18 protein-coding genes and 4 tRNA genes are annotated in these 19,811 nt (G+C 66.0%); 14 read left to right on the forward strand and 8 right to left on the reverse strand.

From position 1 onward, the window contains the following. The 6 genes from FHR96_RS08140 to FHR96_RS08165 all read left to right on the forward strand — a co-directional run. A partial coding sequence (locus FHR96_RS08140) for a UDP-glucose/GDP-mannose dehydrogenase family protein (protein ID WP_183387177.1) occupies window positions 1–645 on the forward strand: 645 nt, incomplete at its 5' end. Between the two features lie 558 nt (window positions 646–1,203). Further along, entirely contained in the window at window positions 1,204–2,319 is a 1,116-nt protein-coding gene (locus FHR96_RS08145) for a polysaccharide export protein (protein ID WP_183387355.1), read from the forward strand. A 168-nt stretch (window positions 2,320–2,487) separates the two neighbouring features. Next, entirely contained in the window at window positions 2,488–4,464 is a 1,977-nt protein-coding gene (locus tag FHR96_RS08150) for a polysaccharide biosynthesis protein (protein ID WP_183387178.1), read from the forward strand. Window positions 4,465–4,727: 263 nt separating this feature from the next. Further along, window positions 4,728–5,564, forward strand: a complete 837-nt coding sequence (locus FHR96_RS08155; RefSeq protein WP_183387179.1) for a hypothetical protein — start codon at window positions 4,728–4,730, stop codon at window positions 5,562–5,564. A 73-nt stretch (window positions 5,565–5,637) separates the two neighbouring features. Continuing rightward, entirely contained in the window at window positions 5,638–6,552 is a 915-nt protein-coding gene (locus FHR96_RS08160; protein WP_183387180.1) for a glycosyltransferase family 2 protein, read from the forward strand. Between the two features lie 49 nt (window positions 6,553–6,601). After that, on the forward strand, window positions 6,602–7,855 hold the full coding sequence (locus tag FHR96_RS08165) for a CDP-glycerol glycerophosphotransferase family protein (protein WP_183387181.1): 1,254 nt from the start codon (window positions 6,602–6,604) through the stop codon (window positions 7,853–7,855). A 54-nt stretch (window positions 7,856–7,909) separates the two neighbouring features. Here FHR96_RS08165 and FHR96_RS08170 read toward each other — a convergent pair whose 3' ends face one another. After that, window positions 7,910–9,016: a pyridoxal phosphate-dependent aminotransferase gene (locus tag FHR96_RS08170; RefSeq protein WP_183387182.1), complete on the reverse strand. Its 1,107-nt coding sequence runs from the start codon at window positions 9,014–9,016 to the stop codon at window positions 7,910–7,912. A gap of 21 nt (window positions 9,017–9,037) precedes the next feature. Further along, complete coding sequence (locus FHR96_RS08175) at window positions 9,038–9,499, reverse strand: DUF3592 domain-containing protein (protein ID WP_183387183.1); 462 nt, start codon at window positions 9,497–9,499, stop codon at window positions 9,038–9,040. 13 nt (window positions 9,500–9,512) lie between these two features. Here FHR96_RS08175 and FHR96_RS08180 point away from each other — a divergent pair, with 13 nt between their 5' ends. Both FHR96_RS08180 and FHR96_RS08185 read left to right on the forward strand, forming a co-directional pair. Next, window positions 9,513–9,983 (forward strand): tellurite resistance TerB family protein, encoded by a 471-nt coding sequence (locus tag FHR96_RS08180; RefSeq protein WP_183387184.1) that lies wholly within the window; start codon window positions 9,513–9,515, stop codon window positions 9,981–9,983. Between the two features lie 78 nt (window positions 9,984–10,061). Beyond that, window positions 10,062–11,303, forward strand: a complete 1,242-nt coding sequence (locus FHR96_RS08185) for an NAD(P)/FAD-dependent oxidoreductase (protein WP_183387185.1) — start codon at window positions 10,062–10,064, stop codon at window positions 11,301–11,303. A gap of 22 nt (window positions 11,304–11,325) precedes the next feature. Here FHR96_RS08185 and FHR96_RS08190 read toward each other — a convergent pair whose 3' ends face one another. Together FHR96_RS08190 and FHR96_RS08195 are read right to left on the reverse strand one after the other, a co-directional pair. Further along, window positions 11,326–11,766 carry a hypothetical protein gene (locus FHR96_RS08190; RefSeq protein WP_183387186.1) on the reverse strand — a complete coding sequence of 147 codons (441 nt, stop codon included), beginning with the start codon at window positions 11,764–11,766 and terminating at the stop codon, window positions 11,326–11,328. A 40-nt stretch (window positions 11,767–11,806) separates the two neighbouring features. Next, the gene (locus tag FHR96_RS08195; protein ID WP_183387187.1) at window positions 11,807–12,700 is read right to left on the reverse strand and encodes a DMT family transporter; all 894 of its coding nucleotides are present in this window, start codon (window positions 12,698–12,700) and stop codon (window positions 11,807–11,809) included. A gap of 141 nt (window positions 12,701–12,841) precedes the next feature. On the opposite strand from FHR96_RS08195, the gene pyrC reads away from it, so the two are divergent. Beyond that, entirely contained in the window at window positions 12,842–13,879 is a 1,038-nt protein-coding gene (gene pyrC / locus FHR96_RS08200) for a dihydroorotase (RefSeq protein ID WP_183387188.1), read from the forward strand. 82 nt (window positions 13,880–13,961) lie between these two features. On the opposite strand, the gene FHR96_RS08205 is transcribed toward pyrC, so the two are convergent. The 4 genes from FHR96_RS08205 to folD all read right to left on the reverse strand — a co-directional run bounded on the left by FHR96_RS08205 (window position 13,962) and on the right by folD (window position 17,228). Continuing rightward, the gene (locus tag FHR96_RS08205) at window positions 13,962–14,891 is read right to left on the reverse strand and encodes an alpha/beta hydrolase (protein WP_183387189.1); all 930 of its coding nucleotides are present in this window, start codon (window positions 14,889–14,891) and stop codon (window positions 13,962–13,964) included. 3 nt (window positions 14,892–14,894) lie between these two features. Beyond that, a complete protein-coding gene (gene mtnN, locus FHR96_RS08210; protein ID WP_183387190.1) occupies window positions 14,895–15,629 on the reverse strand; it encodes a 5'-methylthioadenosine/S-adenosylhomocysteine nucleosidase in 735 nt (244 codons plus the stop codon). A 107-nt stretch (window positions 15,630–15,736) separates the two neighbouring features. Then, entirely contained in the window at window positions 15,737–16,210 is a 474-nt protein-coding gene (locus FHR96_RS08215; RefSeq protein WP_183387191.1) for an S-ribosylhomocysteine lyase, read from the reverse strand. A 157-nt stretch (window positions 16,211–16,367) separates the two neighbouring features. Continuing rightward, on the reverse strand, window positions 16,368–17,228 hold the full coding sequence (folD, locus tag FHR96_RS08220) for a bifunctional methylenetetrahydrofolate dehydrogenase/methenyltetrahydrofolate cyclohydrolase FolD (protein ID WP_183387192.1): 861 nt from the start codon (window positions 17,226–17,228) through the stop codon (window positions 16,368–16,370). A gap of 439 nt (window positions 17,229–17,667) precedes the next feature. Between folD and FHR96_RS08225 the strand changes: the two genes are divergently transcribed. From FHR96_RS08225 to tig, 5 genes are all read left to right on the forward strand, one after another. After that, window positions 17,668–17,744 (forward strand) — tRNA-Pro (locus FHR96_RS08225). Between the two features lie 68 nt (window positions 17,745–17,812). Then, window positions 17,813–17,889: transfer RNA gene (locus FHR96_RS08230), tRNA-Arg, on the forward strand. 52 nt (window positions 17,890–17,941) lie between these two features. Continuing rightward, window positions 17,942–18,016: transfer RNA gene (locus FHR96_RS08235), tRNA-His, on the forward strand. Window positions 18,017–18,039: 23 nt separating this feature from the next. Continuing rightward, window positions 18,040–18,114, forward strand: a tRNA-His gene (locus FHR96_RS08240). Window positions 18,115–18,402: 288 nt separating this feature from the next. Then, window positions 18,403–19,755, forward strand: a complete 1,353-nt coding sequence (tig, locus tag FHR96_RS08245; protein ID WP_183387193.1) for a trigger factor — start codon at window positions 18,403–18,405, stop codon at window positions 19,753–19,755. Window positions 19,756–19,811 lie beyond the last annotated feature (56 nt).

The following is a 19,811-nucleotide window of genomic DNA, read 5'->3' on the forward strand; positions in this document are numbered from 1 at the left end:
GGCGCCGACGTGGAGCAGGTGCGCCGCGGTATCGGCTCGGATCCGCGTATCGGCTATCACTTCATCTATCCGGGCTGCGGCTATGGCGGCTCCTGTTTCCCGAAGGACGTGCAGGCGCTGGCCCGCACGGCCGGCGAGGTCGACTACGCGGCGGAGTTGCTCGGGGCAGTGGAGGCGGTCAACCGGCGCCAGAAGCAGACGCTGTTCGCCAAGCTGTCGAAGGCCTTCGACGGCGATCTTCGCGGTCGCACCATCGCCGTGTGGGGGCTGGCCTTCAAGCCCAATACCGACGACATGCGCGACGCGCCGAGCCGAACGCTGATGGAGTCGCTGTGGGCGGCCGGTGCCCGGGTGCAGGCCTATGACCCGGAGGCCATGGACGAATGTCGGCGGCTTTACGGAGAGCGCGACGACCTGACGCTGGTCGGCGATCGCACCGAGGCGGTGGAGGGTGCCGATGCCCTGGTGATCTGCACCGAATGGAAGGCGTTTCGCAGCGTGGACTTCGCCTGGCTGAAGTCGCGACTGACGCTGCCGGTGATCGTCGACGGGCGCAATCTCTTCGAGCCGGAGGCAGTCAAGGCCGCGGGAATGCTGTATTACGCCGTCGGTCGCGGCGATTCGATTGGCGTGACTTCCGCCTGACCCGGCCCGCCAGGCGATGCCCCCCATCGCCTGGTCTTTCGCCTGCGCCACACCTGTGACGATGTTCGATGCGCCTGGTGTGGCGAGGGCCTGCGCCGGCCTAGCCTGACGACCGGCGACGGTGTCGTTCCCCACCTGCCGCCATGGACCCGACATGACCGCGTGACGGGTCGAGATTTCCTCCCCCTTCGACTATCTCTTGCTTCCGCCGAAGCATGGCATCTGTCCTGCGCTTCGGTGGAGGATCTCTGGCTTTCGTTTCCACATTCGCCATCCTCCTTCGTCGTCGACGCGTGGCGTTATGTCACCTGCCAAGGATGAGCAGAACCCCACTGTGAACAAGCTGTAACTTCGTAAACTTTTTGTTAACCGCCCCGTGACACTGTGTGACCAAAGGGAATGCAGAGCCATGACGTGTGCGGGGCGGTACCAGTCTCGAGCCCGGGGGCGGAAGTCGAACGGCAGCCTCATGGCGGTAGCGTGGCAGTAACCCGAAGGAGGCAGGTCATGACAACGGCACATGCCCAAGCTCACCGGCCTGACGGCGGTGCCCCGGTGATGCGATACGTTTTGTTACATGGTGTCGCCATGGCCATCATGCTGGCGATCGGCGGATGTGCCCTCTCGCCAGGCGGACATATCGATCCGGACACCGCAGGGGATTCCCTCGATGCGCGAGTCGACTTGGTGCCGATCACGGTTGGCCTGGTCGATACCCTGTCAAACGAATCGGCCATGCAGCAGATGGCCCGACCCGCGTCGGTGGCGTTGACCAGTGCCATGGCCGATTACCAGTACCTGATCGGGCCCGGCGATGTGCTTAGCATCATCGTCTACGACCACCCCGAGTTGACCATTCCGGCCGGCGCCGAGCGCTCGGCCTCGGAAACGGGTAACCGGGTACAGCCGGATGGCACCATGTTCTATCCGTACGTGGGGCGCATTCGGGTCGCCGGATTGACCCTCGAGCAGGCGCGTCGCTTGCTGACGAGCCGCCTGTCGCGGGTGATTGCGGACCCGCAGATCGAGGTGAGCGTGGCGGCCTTCCGCTCGCAGAAGGCCTATGTCAGCGGTGCGGTCCAGAACCCGGGCATGGTGCCGATCGACATCGAGCCATTGACGGTGCTCGACGCCATCAGCGAGGCGGGTGGGGCGCGCCCGGATGCCGACTGGCACAACGTGCTGCTGACCCGCAATGGTCAAGAGCAGCGGCTGTCGCTGTTCGATCTGCTGCGGCGCGGGGACCTGACCCAGAACCGCCTGCTGCGAGACGGCGACATCCTCCACGTGCCCACCGCCGAGAACCAGAACGTCGTGGTGCTCGGCCAGGTCAATCGCCCCGGCGCCATCGCCCTGGGTAACGAGCGCATTACCTTGACCGACGCCCTGGCCAGGGCGGGCGGAGTCGATGAGTTCCGCGCAGAACCGTCCGGTATCTTCGTGGTGCGCGGCGATCCCGTCGGCAGCGAGAAGCTGGCCACCGTCTACCAGTTGGATATTACCGATGCCACGCGCCTGATGCTGGGGACCCGCTTCCCGCTGCAGCCACAGGATGTCGTCTATGTGACGGCCGCGCCGCTGGCGCGCTGGAACAACGTGATTTCACTGCTGCTGCCGACGCTTTCCCTGCCGGGTGACGTGGGAAGTTCGGCGGATGGGGCCGGATTGCTTTAGGCACCTGAGGAAGGCCGATAGCTCCGAGGGAGCTATCCGGGGTGGTGGTTGGCTCGGGCAGGTCGCCATGTCTGCCCGAGCCCATTGGGTGCTCGGGATGGCGCCGACAGCGAAGAGCTTGCCCGGATGGGGCTCGATAACAACGATAGGGCAACGCAGGAAACCGATATGAACCAGTTCGAAGCGCTGGTCCGTCTGCCGCGTCGTTACAAGCGCGGCATGTTACGTCTGGCCGATACCGTCGTCGTCCTTGCCTCCCTGATGGTGGCCGTGGCGCTGGCCGGGCATTGGGAAACGTTACTGTTGCCGAAGACCTGGCTGGTGCTGGGGGGAGTGACGGTGACCGCGCCATTGATTCTCGGTCCGCTCGGGGTCTATCGAATCGTGTTGCGTTTCATGCATCTAGGTACCCTGGTCGCGCTGATCGTCGGCGTGGGACTGATGGTGTCATTGCTGCTGGTGTTGGATGTTGCGCTGGGCTGGCCGGTGTCCTGGCAGGTGGCGCCGGTATTCGCCATGTTGGCCATCACCGGTATCGGGGGGGTGCGGTTGCTGCTGCGTGAGCTCTACGAGCTGAGCCGGCGACCTCAGCGGCGCTCGGTGATCATCTACGGGGCGGGGGTGGCCGGTGGCGAATTGGCCCGTGCCCTCAAGCACGGTGGCCGCTATCGGCCCCGGGCGTTCGTCGACGATTGGAGAGGCCTGCAAGGCTCACTGGTAGAGGGCCTGCCTGTGCTGCCACCGGAGGCATTGGAGACCTGGATCGAGCGTCTCGATGTCGAGGTGATACTGCTGGCCATGCCCAGCGTGGCCCGCTGCCGACGGCGAGAGATTCTCGAGCGGCTCGCTCGGCTGTCGATTCCCGTGCAGACCATTCCAGGGGCGGAGGATCTGGTGTCCGGGCGTGCTCGTGTCTCGGATACCTGTGATGTCCAGGTCGAGGAGCTGTTGGGGCGCGAGCCGGTACCGCCGTTTCCCGAACTGATCCAGGCCAACCTGCGCGACAAGGTGGTGATGGTGACCGGTGCCGGGGGATCCATCGGGTCGGAGCTGTGTCGGCAGGTGATCGCCCAGCGTCCGCGTGCCCTGGTCATGGTGGATAGCTCCGAGTACGCGCTCTATTCGATCGAGCAGGAGCTCAAGCGCCAGCAGCGCGGCATCGAGTTGCACGCACTGCTGGCCTCGGTGCAGCAGGGTGAACGCATGCGAGAGATACTGGACAGCTTCCATGTCCAGACCGTTTATCATGCCGCCGCCTACAAGCATGTCCCGATGGTGGAGTGCAATCTGGTGGAGGGCCTGCGCAACAACGTTTTCGGTACCTTGACCCTGGCGCTGGCGGCCATCGAGGCCCGCGTCGAGACCTTCGTCATGGTGTCGACCGACAAGGCGGTGCGTCCCACCAACGTGATGGGGGCGACAAAGCGCCTGACCGAACTGATCTGCCAGGCCTTCGCCAACCGTTACGCGGGGGAAAGTCGGCCTTGTTTCAGCATGGTGCGTTTCGGCAATGTCCTGGGCTCGAGTGGCTCGGTGGTGCCGGTATTTCGCCGCCAGATCGAGCGTGGCGGGCCACTGGAGGTCACCCATCCGGAGATTACCCGCTACTTCATGACCATTCCCGAGGCGGCCCAACTGGTCATTCAGGCCGGTGCCATGAGCCAGGGAGGGGAAGTGTTCGTGCTCGATATGGGCGAGCCGGTCCGTATCGCCGACCTGGCCGCCAACATGGTCCGCTTGTCCGGGCTGGAAGTGCGTGACGATCAACATCCCGATGGCGATATCGAGATCGTCTACACCGGGCTGCGGCCGGGCGAAAAGCTCTATGAGGAGCTGCTGATCGGTGAGAACGTCAGTCCGACCCGGCATCCACGCATCATGACGTCCCGAGAGACCTTCTGGGCCTGGGGGAACCTCGAACCCTATCTCGTCGAACTCCACGGCGCCATGCTCGGCTCTCAACATGGGCGTATACAGCAGCTGCTGCTCCAGGCGCCCCTTGGCTATGCACCGGAGGGAAGTCTGGTGGATCTGGTCTGGCAGGCCAGGCACGCGCGGCCGCCGGTTACCCCGACGGCGACGCCTTCGCCCACATCCAGTGCGGTGCTGCTCCAGGAAAGCTTTCGGTCATCCGGCCCGGCGTAGACGACGGTCCGACAGGGAGGTATTGCCATGTACCCTCGCGACGCAGCGGGTCGCCCACGAGAGCCGCGATGCCATGTCGCCTCCTGGTGTCGCGGCCTCGCCACGATGTGGCTCGAGGGATGGGAGGTCGATGACACGGGGTGCTCGACAGGGCGCGCGCCCTGCGGTCACTCGGCTGATGTGGGCACACCAGGCCGAGGGGGCCGGCAATGATCGGAGCAGGGCCATACCGCTCATCCTCCGTCGGTGATCCGGAGGAAGGGGTGCCCCTGCTGGCGCTGCGGCCGATGCAGTGGGAGTGGCGTGAGGCACCGCCACCGCCGGGCGTCGTGCTCGAAGGGCATGAGATTGGCCTGACGCCGGAGGCCTGGCGGTATCTTGCCGACAGGCTGGCGCCATTGCCGCCCGACTGGCCGCAAGAGGTGCATGGTGAGCTTCAGATCAGCGTCAAGTGCCTGGTACTGGCGGCCGGAATGGGGGCGCCGCCGCGATTCGGCGACGGCGATTGGCTGTTGCTGAGCCGTCCCGATGAAGTAGCGGATCTATCGGCGTTGCTGCTCAACCCTCATGGCGTGCACTTTCTCAATCACGCCCGCCATTCGCGCCGGTCCAGCTGGCATTGGCAGCAGCGCGTCGCCCGCATCCACGCTTTCCTCGAGCGCCGCGAGCTGCCGCCCGCGGACGTGCTGATCGATGCCGGACTGGTACTGGAGCTCTACGGCATACGTCGGGCTCACGGCATCGTGCTGTTGTCCCTGGAAGACGTGGAGGCGTGGGAAATGCCATTTCGGGCCGGCGATGACCTGCTGATCCATCATGGCCAGAGCAAACAGGAATTGATCAATGACCCCCGCTACCACCTGGTGGTGGATGGTCTCAAGTTCGTTGCCTTCCACCAGTTGAAATATCTGAAACAGCGCCGCCGTCGCCTCGTTGACCTCAATGACCTGGCCATGATGAACGCACTGGAAGAGGGACGGTTATGGCGACTCTACCTGGGGCGATGGCTCGATATTGGTCTGGTGGCGGTATCGATGCTGCAGCATAGCGTGTCGCGTCTCGCGTGCCGGGTCGGCCTGAGGGCCGGGCGAGGCGCCTGACGCCATGGCTGGGGCAGGGCTCAGCTGTCAGTGATCGTCGGCCCTCTTCAGGGTCGTCAACGAGGATGGAACCATGCCCCAGTTCTCGCTGGTGATGCCGGTGTATAACAAGGAGGCCGTGCTGGCCTCGGCGTTGGCCTGCGTGTATGAGCAGACGCTGCATGATTACGAGCTGATCGTCGTCGATGACGGCTCAACCGATGGGTCCCTGGCGCTGTTGGAGCGCGAAGCCGAGCTGGGGCGATTGCGCCTGCTGCAACGTGACGCACCCGGTCACGGGGGCTATGCCGCCCGCAATCATGGTGCCCTGCACGCCACCGGCCGCTGGCTGGTCTTCTTCGATGCCGGGGACATGTTGCTCTTCGATCATCTCTCCCAGTTTGCCGATGCCATCCTTGCCCATCCTCAACTGGAGCTGTTCATCAACGCCTACCAGATGATGGATGACCACCAGCGGCTGCCGAAGGTGGCTGCTCCGGCCCCCGGGGTGCTGAGTCGACAGCAGGCCCTTGCCGCCCTGGCGCGCAGCGACTTCATCCATATCAACGGTGCCTGCATTCGGCGCGAGCGATTCCAGTCGCTGGGCGGGTTTCCCGATGGCCGTTACCGGCGGGGCGGCGATGCCTACTTCTGGTTGAAGGCGCTTTGTACCCTGGAGGCCATTCATTACGACGCCACCGTCACCAGTCTTTGCATGGTCCAGCGGGGAAGCGGGCCCCGTCCTCCCGTCAACCTGCAGACACAGCATCCCTGGCTCGATGTCCGCGATGAGTGCGAGACCATGCTGAGTCGCTGCGAGCGCCATTACTTGAGAGCGGCGGTGAATCGCAAGGTGCTGGCCTGGGCAATGGAGAAGCGGCGGCAGGGGCAGTCGGTGCGGGGAGACCTGCGCTCCCTGCGGCTCACCGCTCTACGCCCCCGCCATCTCTACCAGGCGCTGAGCCTGTTGATGCCGGCCCCTCCGGAACGGCACGGTCGGCGCCCATGAATCGATGGCGTCAGGTGGAGAGCGCGATGCTGTCGGTCGGAGTGGAATGATGAGTGGCGATCGCCCGCGCACCTTGCGGCGCCTCGCCCGCGCATGGCTATGCCCGTTGGGATGGGGCTGGCCACGCGATCCCAGGCTCTGGGTGTTCGGGGCCTGGCATGGCCGGCGCTATGCCGACAATGCACGCTACCTCTATCGCTACGTGCGCGATCACCAACCCGACCTGCGGGCGGTCTGGCTGGCCGATGACGAGGCCGTGGTTCGTCAGGTGCGCGCCGAGGGCGGGGCGGCGGTCATGGCCTATTCGCGAGCGGGGATACATGCGGCACTGCGTGCCGGGGTGTGCCTGGTGACGCACGGTGCCGAGGATGCCAATGCCGAGGCGACCCTGGGTGGCTTGCTGGTCAACCTGACTCACGGTACGCCGCTCAAGCGCCAGGGACATGATGTCGTCTCCTCGATGGGGGCCGGCCGGCGACCGCTGTCCTGGAGGCGCCTTCCAGGCCTGACCGTGGTGGCGTCACGCACCGGCCGGGAGCGAGTGATGTCGGCCTACGGCCTGCCGGGCTCGACGGTCCTGACGCTCGGCTATCCGCGTTGGGATGGCTTTGCCGAGAATGCCCATGGCCTGCTTCGCCGGCTGGGCGTGGAGCCCCGCGATCATGCCGGCATCGTGCTCTATGCGCCGACGGGGCGGCGTCTCGGGCATAGCAGGCTGGACGTGACCCAGGGTGGCAGACTGGCGGCGCTGGGGGAGTGGCTGCAGCGTGAACGCCTGATGCTGCTGGTGCGTGACGCGACTTCGCTGAGCCGGGAGGAGCGAGAGGTACTGGTGAGCGAGGCGCGGATGCGTGAGATATCGGTGTCCGCACTCGGCGATATCCAGCCCTTGCTGCCGGCGGTGGACATGCTGATCACCGACTATTCCAGCCTGATGTACGATTACGCCTGCCTGGAGCGTCCGATCATCCTGATGGCACCGGATCTCGAGGACTATCTCGAGCACGATGTCGGCCTGTATGGCGATTATCTTGCCGATGCTCCGGGGCCGGTCATCGGCACCTGGGATCAGCTTCCGGTGGCCTGGCGGGACGTCATGGCAGGACGCTACGCCGTCAGGCTGGCGCGATTCGCGGGGAACCATGCCGAGTGGCACGACGGCCAGGCCTGCCCACGTATCATCGACGCGATAAAGCGCCGGCTGGGGCTGCCGCCAGTTCCGGGATGCGGCGGAACGGCGCCCGGGGCCACGACGTCGAGGCGCAACGCCTCATCGCTTCCCGGGCGATCGCCCCGGCGTTGATCCTTTCTCGCCAGCCGCGCGACAGGTTGACGGGCCATGCGAGGTGCGTCGGGCTCAGCTTGTCTCGAGCACCCGCTCGAGTGCCGCCAGCCGGCCTGGCACCAGGGCGTCTTCCACCGCCGTGATGCGCAGCACGTGGCCAAGCCCCGGGTGAGCGGGGCGAGCGATCAGGCGGCCGGCATCGAGGAGTTCGCCATGCACCCGGCCGGCCAGCTCGGCCGTGGGGAGGCGTACGCCGATGAAGTTGGTGGCACTGGGCAGCACGTCGGCGCCCAGTCCGCGGAAGTGGTCGGTCAGACGCTCCCGCCGCCGGATCACCGCGTCGATATGGGCGTGGGTCTCCTCGGGATGATCGAGCACCACTTCGGCGGCGGCCTGCGAGAGAGTGGAGACCGCGTAGTGGATGCGTACTTTCATCAGCATCGCCAGCGTATCGGGCGTGGCGATGGCATAGCCGACCCGCAATCCGGCCAGGCCATGGGCCTTCGAGAGGGTCCGGCAGCGAATCACCCCGGGGAGCACTTCGGCGGAAAAGGCCGAGTCGGCATCGGGGCGGAAGTCGTGGTAAGCCTCGTCGAGCAGCAGCCAGCAGTCCTTCGGCAGCGCGTCGCGCAGCCCCAGGATGGCGTCGTCATCGTGCAGGTGGCCGCTGGGATTGTCGGGGTTGGCCAGATAGACCAGGCGGGCGTTCTCGGCGTGGGCCGCGGCCGCCAGAGCGTCCAGGTCCGGGGCCAGCCGGTGGGGGCCTTCGTCGTAGTCGATTTCCACCAGGCGGCATCCCTGGGCCCGGGCGAAGTAGCCAAAGGTCGGATAGGTGCCGGCCGAGGCGACGGCGGTGACGCCTGGCGTGGCGGTGGCCCGCAGGGCGAGGGCCAACAGGCTGTCGGCTCCGGCGTCTACCAGCAGTGCCTCCAGGGGAATGCCTTGCTGGTCGGCGAGGCGCTGTCGGATCCCCAGCGCTTCGGCGTCGCCATAGCAGTAGATGTGTTCGACCATGGCGTCGCCGAAGCGTTGGCGTAGCGCCGCGTGGGGCATGTCCAGGCCCTCGTTGGAGCCCAGGCGATGGGGAATCTCGCGGCCCAGTCGGCGTTCCAGCACCTTGATGCCGGGGAAGGGGTTGTCGGGGCCTGGAGCGTAGAGGTGGTCGGCGAAACGGGGCATGGTGTCTCCGTGGCAAGGGAATCAGCGCAGCGATAGCCAGATGGCCAGGGCGCACATCAGGGCGAGGAAGGCGCTCAGGCCCAGGCGCGCGACGGGGATGTGCCGATCGCCGTACTGGGTGAGCGTGGGTTGTGTCGGCGAGTAGCGAATGGTCAACGGGCTCCCCGGAGGCGTTCGGGCCAGAAATGCTTCGGCGGCATCGCGAGTGGAAAAGGAGGGAACGTCGTCGAAGCGTCCGTTGTCGGAGCGATACGCGTTCCCCTCCACCTCGAAGCGATAATGCACTCGGGCCAGGAAGCGCTGCGGATGGTCGTCGCGGTCCGCCGGGCGGTGGTGATCGTCGACCACCTCCACTTCGGTATGGTCGACGTTGGCATTCGCGGTCGGCCAGGCATTGACCCGGCGGCGTCGGTAGACGCTGCGGGCCGCCAGCGCAGCGCCGATGCCGCTGGCCAGGGCGATGAGGGGAGCAATGTCGAGCATGTCGGGAGTCCCTATGATCCAGTCCCTGCAACGTATCTTCCAGGACATGATGGCGCCTGGTCGATCCCCTGAAAAGGCCGAACCCACCCGGGCCCTGGCCACGGCCGTACTGCTGTGCGAGGTGATACGCGCCGATTACCGCCTGGAGGCGTCGGAGCTGACGAGGCTGGAGACGATTCTCGTCGAACGATTCGCGCTGGCCGAGTCCGAGGCGACGGCGCTGGTTGAGCAGGCACGAGAGGAGACCGAGAATGCGGTGGATCACCATCGCTTCCTGCGCGCGGTACGCGACGGCTGCGATGATGCCGAGCGAGTCGAACTCGTCAGATTGATGTGGTCGCTGGCGCTGGTGGATGGCGTCAAGGATCCTCTCGAGGAACATCGCATTCGCCGCCTGGCCGAGCTGCTCCATGTCAGCCACGGCGACTTCATTCGCACCAAGCTTGCCGAGGAGGAGCAAGGTCGAGCATCGAACTCGGATTGACGAGGCGACCCGGGCTAGAATGCAGACTCAGGGCTCGCCCTTCGTCGAGCCGGGGTATTCAGGCAAGGGAGATGCAGGATGGCACGTGACATCATCGTTCTGGGCGCGGGCATGGTCGGGGTGTCGGTGGCCTGGCACCTGGCCCGACGGGGACACGATGTAACCCTGTTGGATCGTCGGACGCCGGGGAGGGAAACCTCCTTCGGCAATGCCGGTATCATCCAGCGCGAGGCGGTGCGTCCCTACCCCTTCCCCCGTGACATGTCCACCCTGCTCAGGGTGCTGCCCAATCGTCAGGTCGACATCCGCTATCGTCCCGGTGGCATGCTGCGGGCGGCAGGACCCCTGCTGCAGTACTGGCATAACTCCGCGCCGAGTCGCTATCGACGGATCGTGCCGGAATATGCCTCCCTGATCGAACGATGCCTGGACGCGCATGCGCCGATGATCGCGGCTGCCGGCGCCGAGGCCCTGGTGCGTCGCGACGGCTGGCTCGAGGTCTATCGTGGCGAGACGGCCCTGGCCGCTCGCCTCGCGGATGCCGAGGAAAATGCCTCTCGATTCGGGGTTCGCTATCGCGCTCTGGATGCCCAGGCGCTCGCCGAGCGGGAGCCGAGCCTTTGTGGGCGGCCGGCCGGCGCCATTCACTGGCTGGATCCTTGGACGGTAGCCGATCCCGGTGGCCTGGTGGAGGCCTATGCCCGGGCCTTCGAGGCCGAGGGTGGACGCATCGTCCGGGCTGAGGTCGAGGCACTGGCGTCGCAGTCGGGCGGATGGCGGGTCGATAGTTCCGCGGGGACGTTGTCGGCCGAGTCGCTGGTGATGTCACTCGGCCCATGGTCGCGCGAATGGCTCGAGCGGCTGGGGCTGTCGGTCCCGCTGTTCGTCAAGCGTGGCTACCACATGCATTACGGGAGTGCCGACGAGGCTCACCTGAACCATTGGGTGATGGATGCCGAGGTGGGATACCTGCTGGCACCGATGCAGGCGGGTATTCGCCTGACTACCGGCGCCGAACTCGAGCGACTGGAGGCGCCGCCGCATCTTGCCCAACTGGCCGCCGCCGAGTCGCGCGCTCGCCAGCTCTACCCGTTGGGCGAGCGCCTCGATGCCGAACCATGGAAGGGCGCGCGTCCCTGCACCCCGGACATGAAACCGGTGATCGGGCCGGTACCGGGGCAGCGGGGCTTGTGGTGCGCCTTCGGCCACGGCCATCAGGGGTTCACCCTGGGACCGGCCACCGGCGAGCTGCTGGCGCAGATGATCGACGGCGAGCCGCCGTCAATCGCGATGGAGCCGTTCCGAGTCGATCGCTTCTAGGAGAAGGAGGGGCGCGGCTCGGTTACTGACGGGCCGCCCGCTCCCGGGCGCGACGCTTTTCCAGAATCAGGTGGATCAGCAGCTTGACCGCCAGGGTGATGATGAACACCAGCCAGCCCGCGGTGGCCAGCACGTTGAACAGCAGCATCTTCTGGATGCCGTTGAGCGGCGTGATCAGGTGGTCGATGAGAATGGCCAGCAGGAAGGCCAGGCCGAGGGGCAGGGCGAGGATGTGCATCCACATCTCGGTGCGCCGCTTGCGTACGTGGTAGCGGCTGAGCAGCACGCGAATGGGCCGATGCACGAAGCTGATCAGGATCAGGCTACCGGCGATCAGCAGTGCCGCCAGGGTCGGCTCGATATTGTCGATGTACACCGAATAGCTCACCGACCAATAGACCAGCAACCACATCAGACCGGCCAGGATGGCGACGAGGTCGGCGTAGTGACGTACCTTCGGCATGGTGTCTCCTAGGATAGCTCAGCGCGCATGATACGGCAGATCAGCGTCTGCTGACGAACTTGCGTACCCAATACCAGCGATTGATCAGCAGCGCCAGGAAGATCAGGCTGCAGCCGGCCAGTTGCAACGGTGCCATCGTCTCGCCGTACCAGGCGGCGGCCAGCAGGGCCGTCCAGACGGCTTCGAGCATCAGGATCACCGCCGCATGGCTCGGCGTGGTCATCCCCTGGGCGTGGATCTGCAGGAAGAAGCGCAGGGTGCTGGCCAGCAGCACGCTAGCCGCCAGCCATGCCAGCGTGTGGCCGTCCACCTGGCCGGGCCAAGGTTCGACCACCAGCGAGACGAGGCCCAGCACCAGGCCGACGACGCCGAGTTGCACGGCGGTCAGCGGCAGGGCGGGGATCTGCTTGACGGCCCGCGAATTGGCATTGATCAGCAGCGAGAAGCACAGCGCCGCGCCGGCCATCAGCCATTGTCCCGGCTCCAGGCGAAAGCCGGCGTTCAGCGACAGCAGGGCGAAGCCGAGCAGCGCTACCGGCAGGGCGATCCAGGTCGTGCGCGGTGGTCGGTCGCCGAACAGCAGCCGCGCCATCACCGGGACCAGCAGGATGCCCAGGCTGTTGATGAAGGCGCTCTCGCCGAGATGACGGGAGTGCTGGAGGCCCAGGATCCAGAACCCCAGTGTGGCACTGAACAGCAGCCCGATGGCTCCGGCGCCGGCGAATTCGCGCGCGGCAAGGCGACGCAGGTCGGGGAGGGCGAAGATGGCGAGCAGGCCGCCTGCGAGCAGGAAGCGCGTGCCGATGAACAGCAGCGGTGGCAGGCCTGCCAGCGCCTCCTTGGAGAAGATCCAGCCGGCGGCGGCCAGCAGGGTCACCAGCAACAGCAGCAGATCGGCGCGCAACGGGGGGCGCGAGGCGGGACGAGCAGGCATGGCACTCCGGAGGTCGGCAAAAGGCGAGCTATCTTAGCAGACCAACCAAATCGCGTCCCGCCGGCCGGCCGCATTCCGGTATACTGCCGGCATCGCCGGGCCAGCAGGCCCATCCCCGGAATCGCCGAGACAGGATAGATCGTGACCACCCTGACCCTGACCCGCCCCGACGATTGGCATCTCCACCTGCGCGATGGAGCGGTGCTGTCGGCCGTGGTGCCCGCCAGCGCCCGACAGATGGGCCGCGCCATCATCATGCCCAACCTCAAGCCGCCGGTGACCACCACCGAGCAGGCCCTGGCCTACCGCGAGCGTATCCTGGCCGCGGTGCCGGAAGGGCTCGACTTCGAGCCGCTGATGACACTGTACCTGACCGATCGCACTACGGCCGACGAGATCGAACGGGCGCATGCGTCCGGCCTGGTCCACGCGGTCAAGCTCTATCCGGCCGGCGCGACGACCAATTCCGACTCCGGTGTCACCGACCTGGCGAAATGCGATGCGGCGATCGCCGCCATGGCGCGGCTCGGCATGCCGCTGCTGGTGCATGGCGAGGTCACCGACGCCGAGATCGATATCTTCGACCGCGAGGCGGTGTTCATCGAGCGGGTCATGAAGCCGCTGCTGGAGCGCCATCCGTCGCTCAAGGTGGTCTTCGAGCACATCACCACCGCCGATGCCGCCGCCTTCGTGGCCGAGGCGCCCGGCAACCTGGCGGCCACCATCACCGCCCATCACCTGCTGTTCAACCGCAATCGGATGCTGGTGGGCGGCATCAAGCCCCACTATTACTGCCTGCCTATCCTCAAGCGTGAGCGCCATCGCCAGGCGCTGATCGAGGCGGCGACCTCGGGCAGCGGCAAGTTCTTCCTCGGTACCGACAGCGCGCCCCACGCCAAGGGCGACAAGGAGAGCGCCTGCGGCTGCGCCGGCGCCTACACCGCGCCGGCGGCGCTGGAACTCTATGCCACGGCCTTCGAGGCGGCCGGCGCCCTGGAGCGCCTGGAAGGCTTCGCCAGCCATCATGGGCCGGACTTCTATGGCCTGCCCCGCAATACCGAGACCGTGACCCTGCAGCGCGAGTCCTGGACACTGCCGGAGACCCTGCCTTACGTGGGCGGCGAGGTGATCGTCCCGCTGCAGGCCGGCGAGACCCTGGACTGGAAGCTGAAGGGGTAAGTCGAAAGAGGGAAGGAGGAAGAGCCGGAAGATGCAAGGGGCGGGCTTTTGCTTCCCTCTTCGAGGCGCGTAGCGCCTTGCTTCACTCTTCCTTCTCCAAGCTGGCCAGCTGCTCGTCGAGGAAGGACAGGGCGGCCTCCATGGCGCCGTCGCGGGTCAGGAAGGCGGTGATATGGCCGCGCAGCCGCTGCAGGTAGAGTTCGGCAGGCACCCCGGCCTCGGCCAGGCGGGCGTACATATCGGTGGCATGGTCCACCGGGACCAGGCTATCCAGGTTGCCGTGGAACAGGAAATGGGGGGGAGCGTTCTCCGTCACCTGGCGGGCGGGGGAGGCCAGGCGATAGGCGCGGGGCTTCTCCGCCCGGGTGCCGCCGATGAACTCCACCACCAGGCGGCCGTCGTCGAACTTGAGCAGGTCGCTGGGCAGGCCGCCGGCCACCACCGCCGCCAGGCGAGTGTCCTCTCCGCCGTAGGGGCGATCCAGCGGGCTGCCGGCATGTTGCATGCCGAGCAGGCTGACCAGGTGGGCCCCGCTGGAGTAGCCCACCCCGACGATGCGCTCGGTGTCGATGCGCCAGTCATCGGCATGATCGTGGAGCCAGGCCATGGCCACCTGCAGGTCGTGCAGCTGGGCGGGGAAGCGGTATTCCGGGGCAAAGCGGTAGGCGATGTTGGCGACCACGAAGCCGTGGGCGGCCAGCCGCTCGGCGATCGGTGCCATGTCCTCGGGACCGCGGCGCTGCCAGCCGCCGCCGTGCACCACCAGCGCCGCCGGTCGTTTCGTGTCACCCGGCGTATCGGGCAGGTAAACGCGTGCGCTCAGTGCCTCGGGCCAGTCGGGTGGGGTATAGGGTTGGGCGGGTAGCCGGTGAAAGGCGGTCTCGACGGTAGCCGGTGCGTCCTGCGACGCGCTGGCGGGGGTGCCATCGGTACTGCGCTGGCTGGCGCAGCCCCCGGCGAGCAGGGGCAGGCACAGTACCAGCCCCAGTAGCCGGAAGCGCCACCCTGGCATGGTTCAGCCCTCGGCGGTGGCGTCGGCGGTTGCCGGCTCGGCGAGTCGTGTCACCATGGCGGTAACCATGCGAGTCGAGTGGTCGGCGGCCTGGTCGAGGAACTCCTCGAAGGAGAGATGGTTGTCGCCGCCGCCGGCGATGTCGGACAGCGCGCGGATCACCACGAACGGGCAGCCGTAGAGGTGGCAGGTCTGGGCGATGGCTGCGGCTTCCATCTCGGCGGCGAGCATGGTGGGAAAGCGCGAGCGGGTCGTGGCGACCAGGTCGGGGCAGGCCATGAAGACATCGCCGGTGGCGATCAGGCCTTCGACCACGTTCACTTCGTTCATCGACTCGACGCACTCCCGGGCCACGCGCACCAGGCGCGGGTCGGGCAGGTAGGCTGCCGGCATCTGGGGCACCTGCCCGTGTTCGTAGCCGAACACCACGGCGTCGACGTCGTGGTGGCGCACCTCGCTGGAGACCACCACGTCGCCGATCTCGAGCCCCTCGCCGAAGCCGCCGGCGGAGCCGGTGTTGATGATCGCCTCGGGCTGGTAGGTGTCCAGCAGCAGGGTGGTGCCGATCGCGGCGTTCACCTTGCCGATCCCGGACTGCAGGATCACTACCTCGACGCCATGCAGCCGGCCCTTGTGGAAGGTGGAGCCCACGTGGGTGTGGGTCTCGCTGTCTTCCAGCATGGCCGCGAGTCGTGCGACCTCCTGGGCCATGGCGCCGATGATACCGATGCGTTTCATCAATCCGTTCTCCGCGTAGAAGCGCATGAGGGGTAAGGGTGTGATGTCAGCTCACCGTCCTGCACCAGCGAACAAGCGCTGGTTGGCGTCGTGAGCGCAGCAGGCAATCAGCCTTCTTCGCCGAAGACCTGAGTCCACTCGTCCCGCTTGGCCAGAAAGCCGCGGGCGATCTCCTGGGCGCCTTCCAGGCTGTGGCTGGCGGCCCAGCCGCACTGCATCTCGTTGCAGGCCGGGACTTCGGTGGCCTTCAGCACGTCCTCGAGGGTGCCTTCGAGCAGATCGAGCACGCCCTGGTAGTCGTCGTGATTGATCATGGCGATGTAGAAGCCGGTCTGGCAGCCCATGGGACTGATGTCGACCACCTTGTCGGAGTGGTTGCGCGACAGCTCGGCCATCAGGTGCTCGAGGGAGTGCAGCCCGGGCATTTCCATGTGGTCCTGGTTGGGCTGGCAGATGCGCATGTCGTACTTGTGGATGCTGTCGCCATGCTCGCCGGTCTTGATGTCGGCCAGACGGACATAGGGGGCCTTCACCTTGGTGTGATCCAGGTTGAAGCTTTCGACGTTCATCTTGTCGCTCATCGACGGACCTCGCGAGTCGGTGGAAAACGGTTGCGCATTCTAACGGAGTGGGGCGCAGGGTGCACGGGGACTCTGACCGCCCAGGCGCCTGTCGGCGTAAATCGCTCAGTAAAATGAGCTCCCGCAGGGGCGCCCCACTCCTGGCTCCTCGCTCCTCTCAGGCCATGGCGTCATGCATCTCGGCGGCGAGCAGGGTGTTCTCGAGCAGCGAGGCGACGGTCATGGGTCCCACGCCTCCGGGCACCGGCGTGATGTGGCTGGCGCGGGCGGCGGCGGGCTCGAACTCCACGTCGCCGACCAGGCGGCCATCTTCCTGGCGGTTGATGCCTACATCGATGACCACGGCGTCGTCGCGGACCCACTCGCCCTTGACCAGCCCGGGGCGGCCAACGGCAACGACCAGCAGCTCGGCGCGGCGCACGTGCTCCTCGAGATTGCGGGTGAAACGATGGCAGACGGTGGTGGTGCAGCCCGCCAGCATCAGCTCCAGCGCCATGGGCCGGCCGACGATGTTGGAGGCGCCGACGACGGTGGCGTCCAGGCCGCGCAGGCTGATGCCGGTGTCCTGCAGCAGGGTGATGATGCCCTTGGGCGTACAGGGCCGCAGCAGGGGCAGGCGCTGGGCCAGTCGTCCCAGGTTGTAGGGATGGAAGCCGTCGACGTCCTTGTGAGGCAGGATGCGCTCGAGGATCGGCCGGGCATCCAGGTGCTCGGGCAACGGCAGCTGGACCAGAATGCCGTCGATGGCCGGGTCGGCATTGAGGCGATCGACCAGCGCCTCGAGCTTTTCCTGGGTCGTCTCGGCAGGCAGTTGGTGCTTGATCGACTGGATGCCGGCCTCTTCGCAGGCGCGATGCTTGTTGCGCACATACACCGCGGAGGCCGGGTCCTCGCCCACCAGCACGACGGCGAGCCCGGGCACCCGTCCGCCGGCCTCGCGACGTGCCTGCACCTGACGTGCGACCTGCTGGCGGACTCGGGCGGCAATGGACTTGCCATCGATCAGTTGGGCGGTCATCGAACTTCCCTCTGGTGGTCGGATGGAAAAGAGCCGCGATTTTCGCATGCCCCGGCGTCCAGGCAAAGTGAGGGGGCTTCGGGCTTCGGGCTTCGGGCTTCGGGCTTCGGGCTTCGGGATTCGAGCTTCGGGCTTCGGGCTTCGGGATTCGGGATTCGGGCTTCGAGCTTCGAGCTTCGAGCTTCGGGCTTCGGGCTTCGGGCTTCGGGCTTCGAGCTTCGGGCTTCGGGCTTCGGGCTTCGGGCTTCGGGCTTCGGGCTTCGGGCTTCGGGCTTCGGGCTTCGGGCTTCGGGCTTCGGGCTTCGAGGTGAGTGGTAGGGCGGCGTGGGCTAAACGATTGACCTTCGGGCATTGTGGCTTGACGGCGGCGGAGAGTTCCGTAGAATACGCATCGCTTGGCGAGGCCCCTGCGGCGGCGTCAGGGCCGTGCAAGAGCCGGCGGGGTGTAGCGCAGTCTGGTAGCGCGCCTGCTTTGGGAGCAGGATGTCGGGGGTTCAAATCCCTCCACCCCGACCACAAGCTATTGATTGAATTGAAAGAATTTTGGTCAAGGGCTTGCGGTCAGGCGCTCGGGAACGTAGAATGCGCCCATAGCTCAACCGGATAGAGCAACGGCCTTCTAAGCCGTAGGTTGCAGGTTCGAGTCCTGCTGGGCGTGCCACGTTACCAGTAGTGTCTCGGCTGGCTCGTCTCGGTAGAGCAAAATCGAAGTGGTGGATGTAGCTCAGTGGTAGAGCCCCGGATTGTGGCTCCGGTGGTCGTGGGTTCGATCCCCATCATCCACCCCATTTCGATATCACCTCAGGCAGTGGTGGATGTAGCTCAGTGGTAGAGCCCCGGATTGTGGCTCCGGTGGTCGTGGGTTCGATCCCCATCATCCACCCCATTGCCTTCCTTCCTCTAGTTTTTCTCCCATTATCAAGACATTGCCATTGGTTTTCTCGCAGTTCCGGTGACGGAAGGCGAGGCGTTGCCATGTCTGTGGTTCCCGCATTCTGCGCCTTCACTAAGCATTTTGTAGAGAATCGATGCCAAGCCCTTGTCTAATGGGTGTCGTGTCCCCATATGTAGGCCCATGGTGCTTGCCACTGCGCGGCGGGATTCATAGAATTCTCGCCTTTGAACGTTTCACGCTTTCCACACAGAACACGCCCCAGTCGGTAGAGGACATTTCATGCAAGTTTCCGTCGATACGACCTCCCAGATTGAACGCCGCATCAAGGTGCAGGTGCCGGCCGCCGAAATCGACGAGGCCGTCGCCGCTCGCCTCAAGGACGCCGCCAAGAACGTTCGCCTGGACGGCTTCCGCCAGGGCAAGGTGCCGATGTCCGTGATTCGCCAGCGCTACGGTCGCGGCGTGCGCGATGAAGTGGTCGGCGAGGTGATGCGCGAGCGCTACGTCAAGGCGATCACCGACGAGAACCTGAACCCGGCCGGCTATCCCGAGATCGAGGCCAGCGTCAACGAAGCGGGCAAGGACCTGGAGTTTACCGCGACGCTGGAGGTCTACCCGGAAGTCGAGCTGGCGTCCATCGAGGGCACCGAGGTCGAGCGCCCGGTGGTCGAGGTGACCGATGCCGACATCGACGAGATGATCGAGACCCTGCGCAAGCAGAATGCTGCCTGGGAAGAGGTCGAGCGTGCCGCCGAAGACGGCGATCAGGTCAATATCGACTTCCAGGGCTTCCTGGGCGATGAGCCCTTCGAAGGCGGCAGCGCCGAAGGTCACGACCTGGTGATCGGTTCCGGCAGCTTCATTCCCGGCTTCGAGGAGCAGCTGGTCGGTGCCAAGGCCGGTGAGGACAAGGAACTCAAGGTCACCTTCCCCGAGGACTACCAGGCCGAGCAGCTGGCTGGCCAGGAAGCGACCTTCAAGGTCAAGGTCAATGCCATCAAGGCCCAGGCCCTGCCCGAGATCGACGCGGCCTTCGTCGAGAAGTTCGGCGTCGAGGACGGTGATCTGGCCAAGTTCCGTGACGAGATCACCAAGAACATGAACCGCGAGGCCGGTCAGGCCGTCGAGAATCGCGTCAAGCAGCAGGTGCTCGAGGCCCTCAAGAAGGCCAACGACATCCCGGTGCCCCAGGCGCTGATCCAGCAGGAGACCGATGGTCTCAAGCGCCAGGCTGCCCAGCAGTTCGGTCTCGGCGAAGACTTCGACGTCAGCCAGCTGCCCAACGAGCTGTTTGCCGAACAGGCCAAGAGCCGGGTGCAGATCGGCCTGCTGCTGGCCGAGGTGATCAAGGTCAACGAGCTCGACGCTTCCGACGACGAGATCAAGGCCAAGGTCGAAGAGCTGGCTCAGCAGTACCAGGAGCCGGAGCAGGTGGTCGAGTATTACCTGAGCAACGACCAGATGAAGAACCAGGTCAAGTCAGCCATTCTGGAAGAGAAGGCCGTCGACGTACTGCTCGGCCAGGCCAGCGTCAAGGACGTCGAGATGAGCTACCAGGATGCCCTGGCGGCCGCCCAGCAGCAGGGTGGCGAGGCCGAGGAAGACGCCGACGAGGCCGAAGAGCAGGCCTGATCCCTGTTCCGGCCTTCCCGCCCGGCCGTGCAGGACGGGCGGGAAGTCAGGCGTCG

Origin of the sequence: Halomonas organivorans, from assembly GCF_014192055.1 — a bacterium.
GTDB classification, from domain to species: domain Bacteria; phylum Pseudomonadota; class Gammaproteobacteria; order Pseudomonadales; family Halomonadaceae; genus Halomonas; species Halomonas organivorans.

Excerpts from the sequence above, each read along its gene's own strand:
- FHR96_RS08165 (WP_183387181.1), top strand. The coding sequence starts at position 6,602 with ATGAGTGGCGATCGCCCGCGCACCTTGCGGCGCCTCGCCCGCGCATGG.
- FHR96_RS08145 (WP_183387355.1), top strand. The coding sequence starts at position 1,204 with ATGCGATACGTTTTGTTACATGGTGTCGCCATGGCCATCATGCTGGCG.
- FHR96_RS08160 (WP_183387180.1), top strand. The coding sequence starts at position 5,638 with ATGCCCCAGTTCTCGCTGGTGATGCCGGTGTATAACAAGGAGGCCGTG.
- FHR96_RS08180 (WP_183387184.1), top strand. The coding sequence starts at position 9,513 with ATGATCCAGTCCCTGCAACGTATCTTCCAGGACATGATGGCGCCTGGT.
- folD (WP_183387192.1), bottom strand. The coding sequence starts at position 17,228 with ATGACCGCCCAACTGATCGATGGCAAGTCCATTGCCGCCCGAGTCCGC.
- FHR96_RS08195 (WP_183387187.1), bottom strand. The coding sequence starts at position 12,700 with ATGCCTGCTCGTCCCGCCTCGCGCCCCCCGTTGCGCGCCGATCTGCTG.
- FHR96_RS08190 (WP_183387186.1), bottom strand. The coding sequence starts at position 11,766 with ATGCCGAAGGTACGTCACTACGCCGACCTCGTCGCCATCCTGGCCGGT.
- mtnN (WP_183387190.1), bottom strand. The coding sequence starts at position 15,629 with ATGAAACGCATCGGTATCATCGGCGCCATGGCCCAGGAGGTCGCACGA.
- FHR96_RS08175 (WP_183387183.1), bottom strand. The coding sequence starts at position 9,499 with ATGCTCGACATTGCTCCCCTCATCGCCCTGGCCAGCGGCATCGGCGCT.
- tig (WP_183387193.1), top strand. The coding sequence starts at position 18,403 with ATGCAAGTTTCCGTCGATACGACCTCCCAGATTGAACGCCGCATCAAG.
- FHR96_RS08150 (WP_183387178.1), top strand. The coding sequence starts at position 2,488 with ATGAACCAGTTCGAAGCGCTGGTCCGTCTGCCGCGTCGTTACAAGCGC.
- FHR96_RS08170 (WP_183387182.1), bottom strand. The coding sequence starts at position 9,016 with ATGCCCCGTTTCGCCGACCACCTCTACGCTCCAGGCCCCGACAACCCC.
- FHR96_RS08205 (WP_183387189.1), bottom strand. The coding sequence starts at position 14,891 with ATGCCAGGGTGGCGCTTCCGGCTACTGGGGCTGGTACTGTGCCTGCCC.
- FHR96_RS08215 (WP_183387191.1), bottom strand. The coding sequence starts at position 16,210 with ATGAGCGACAAGATGAACGTCGAAAGCTTCAACCTGGATCACACCAAG.
- FHR96_RS08185 (WP_183387185.1), top strand. The coding sequence starts at position 10,062 with ATGGCACGTGACATCATCGTTCTGGGCGCGGGCATGGTCGGGGTGTCG.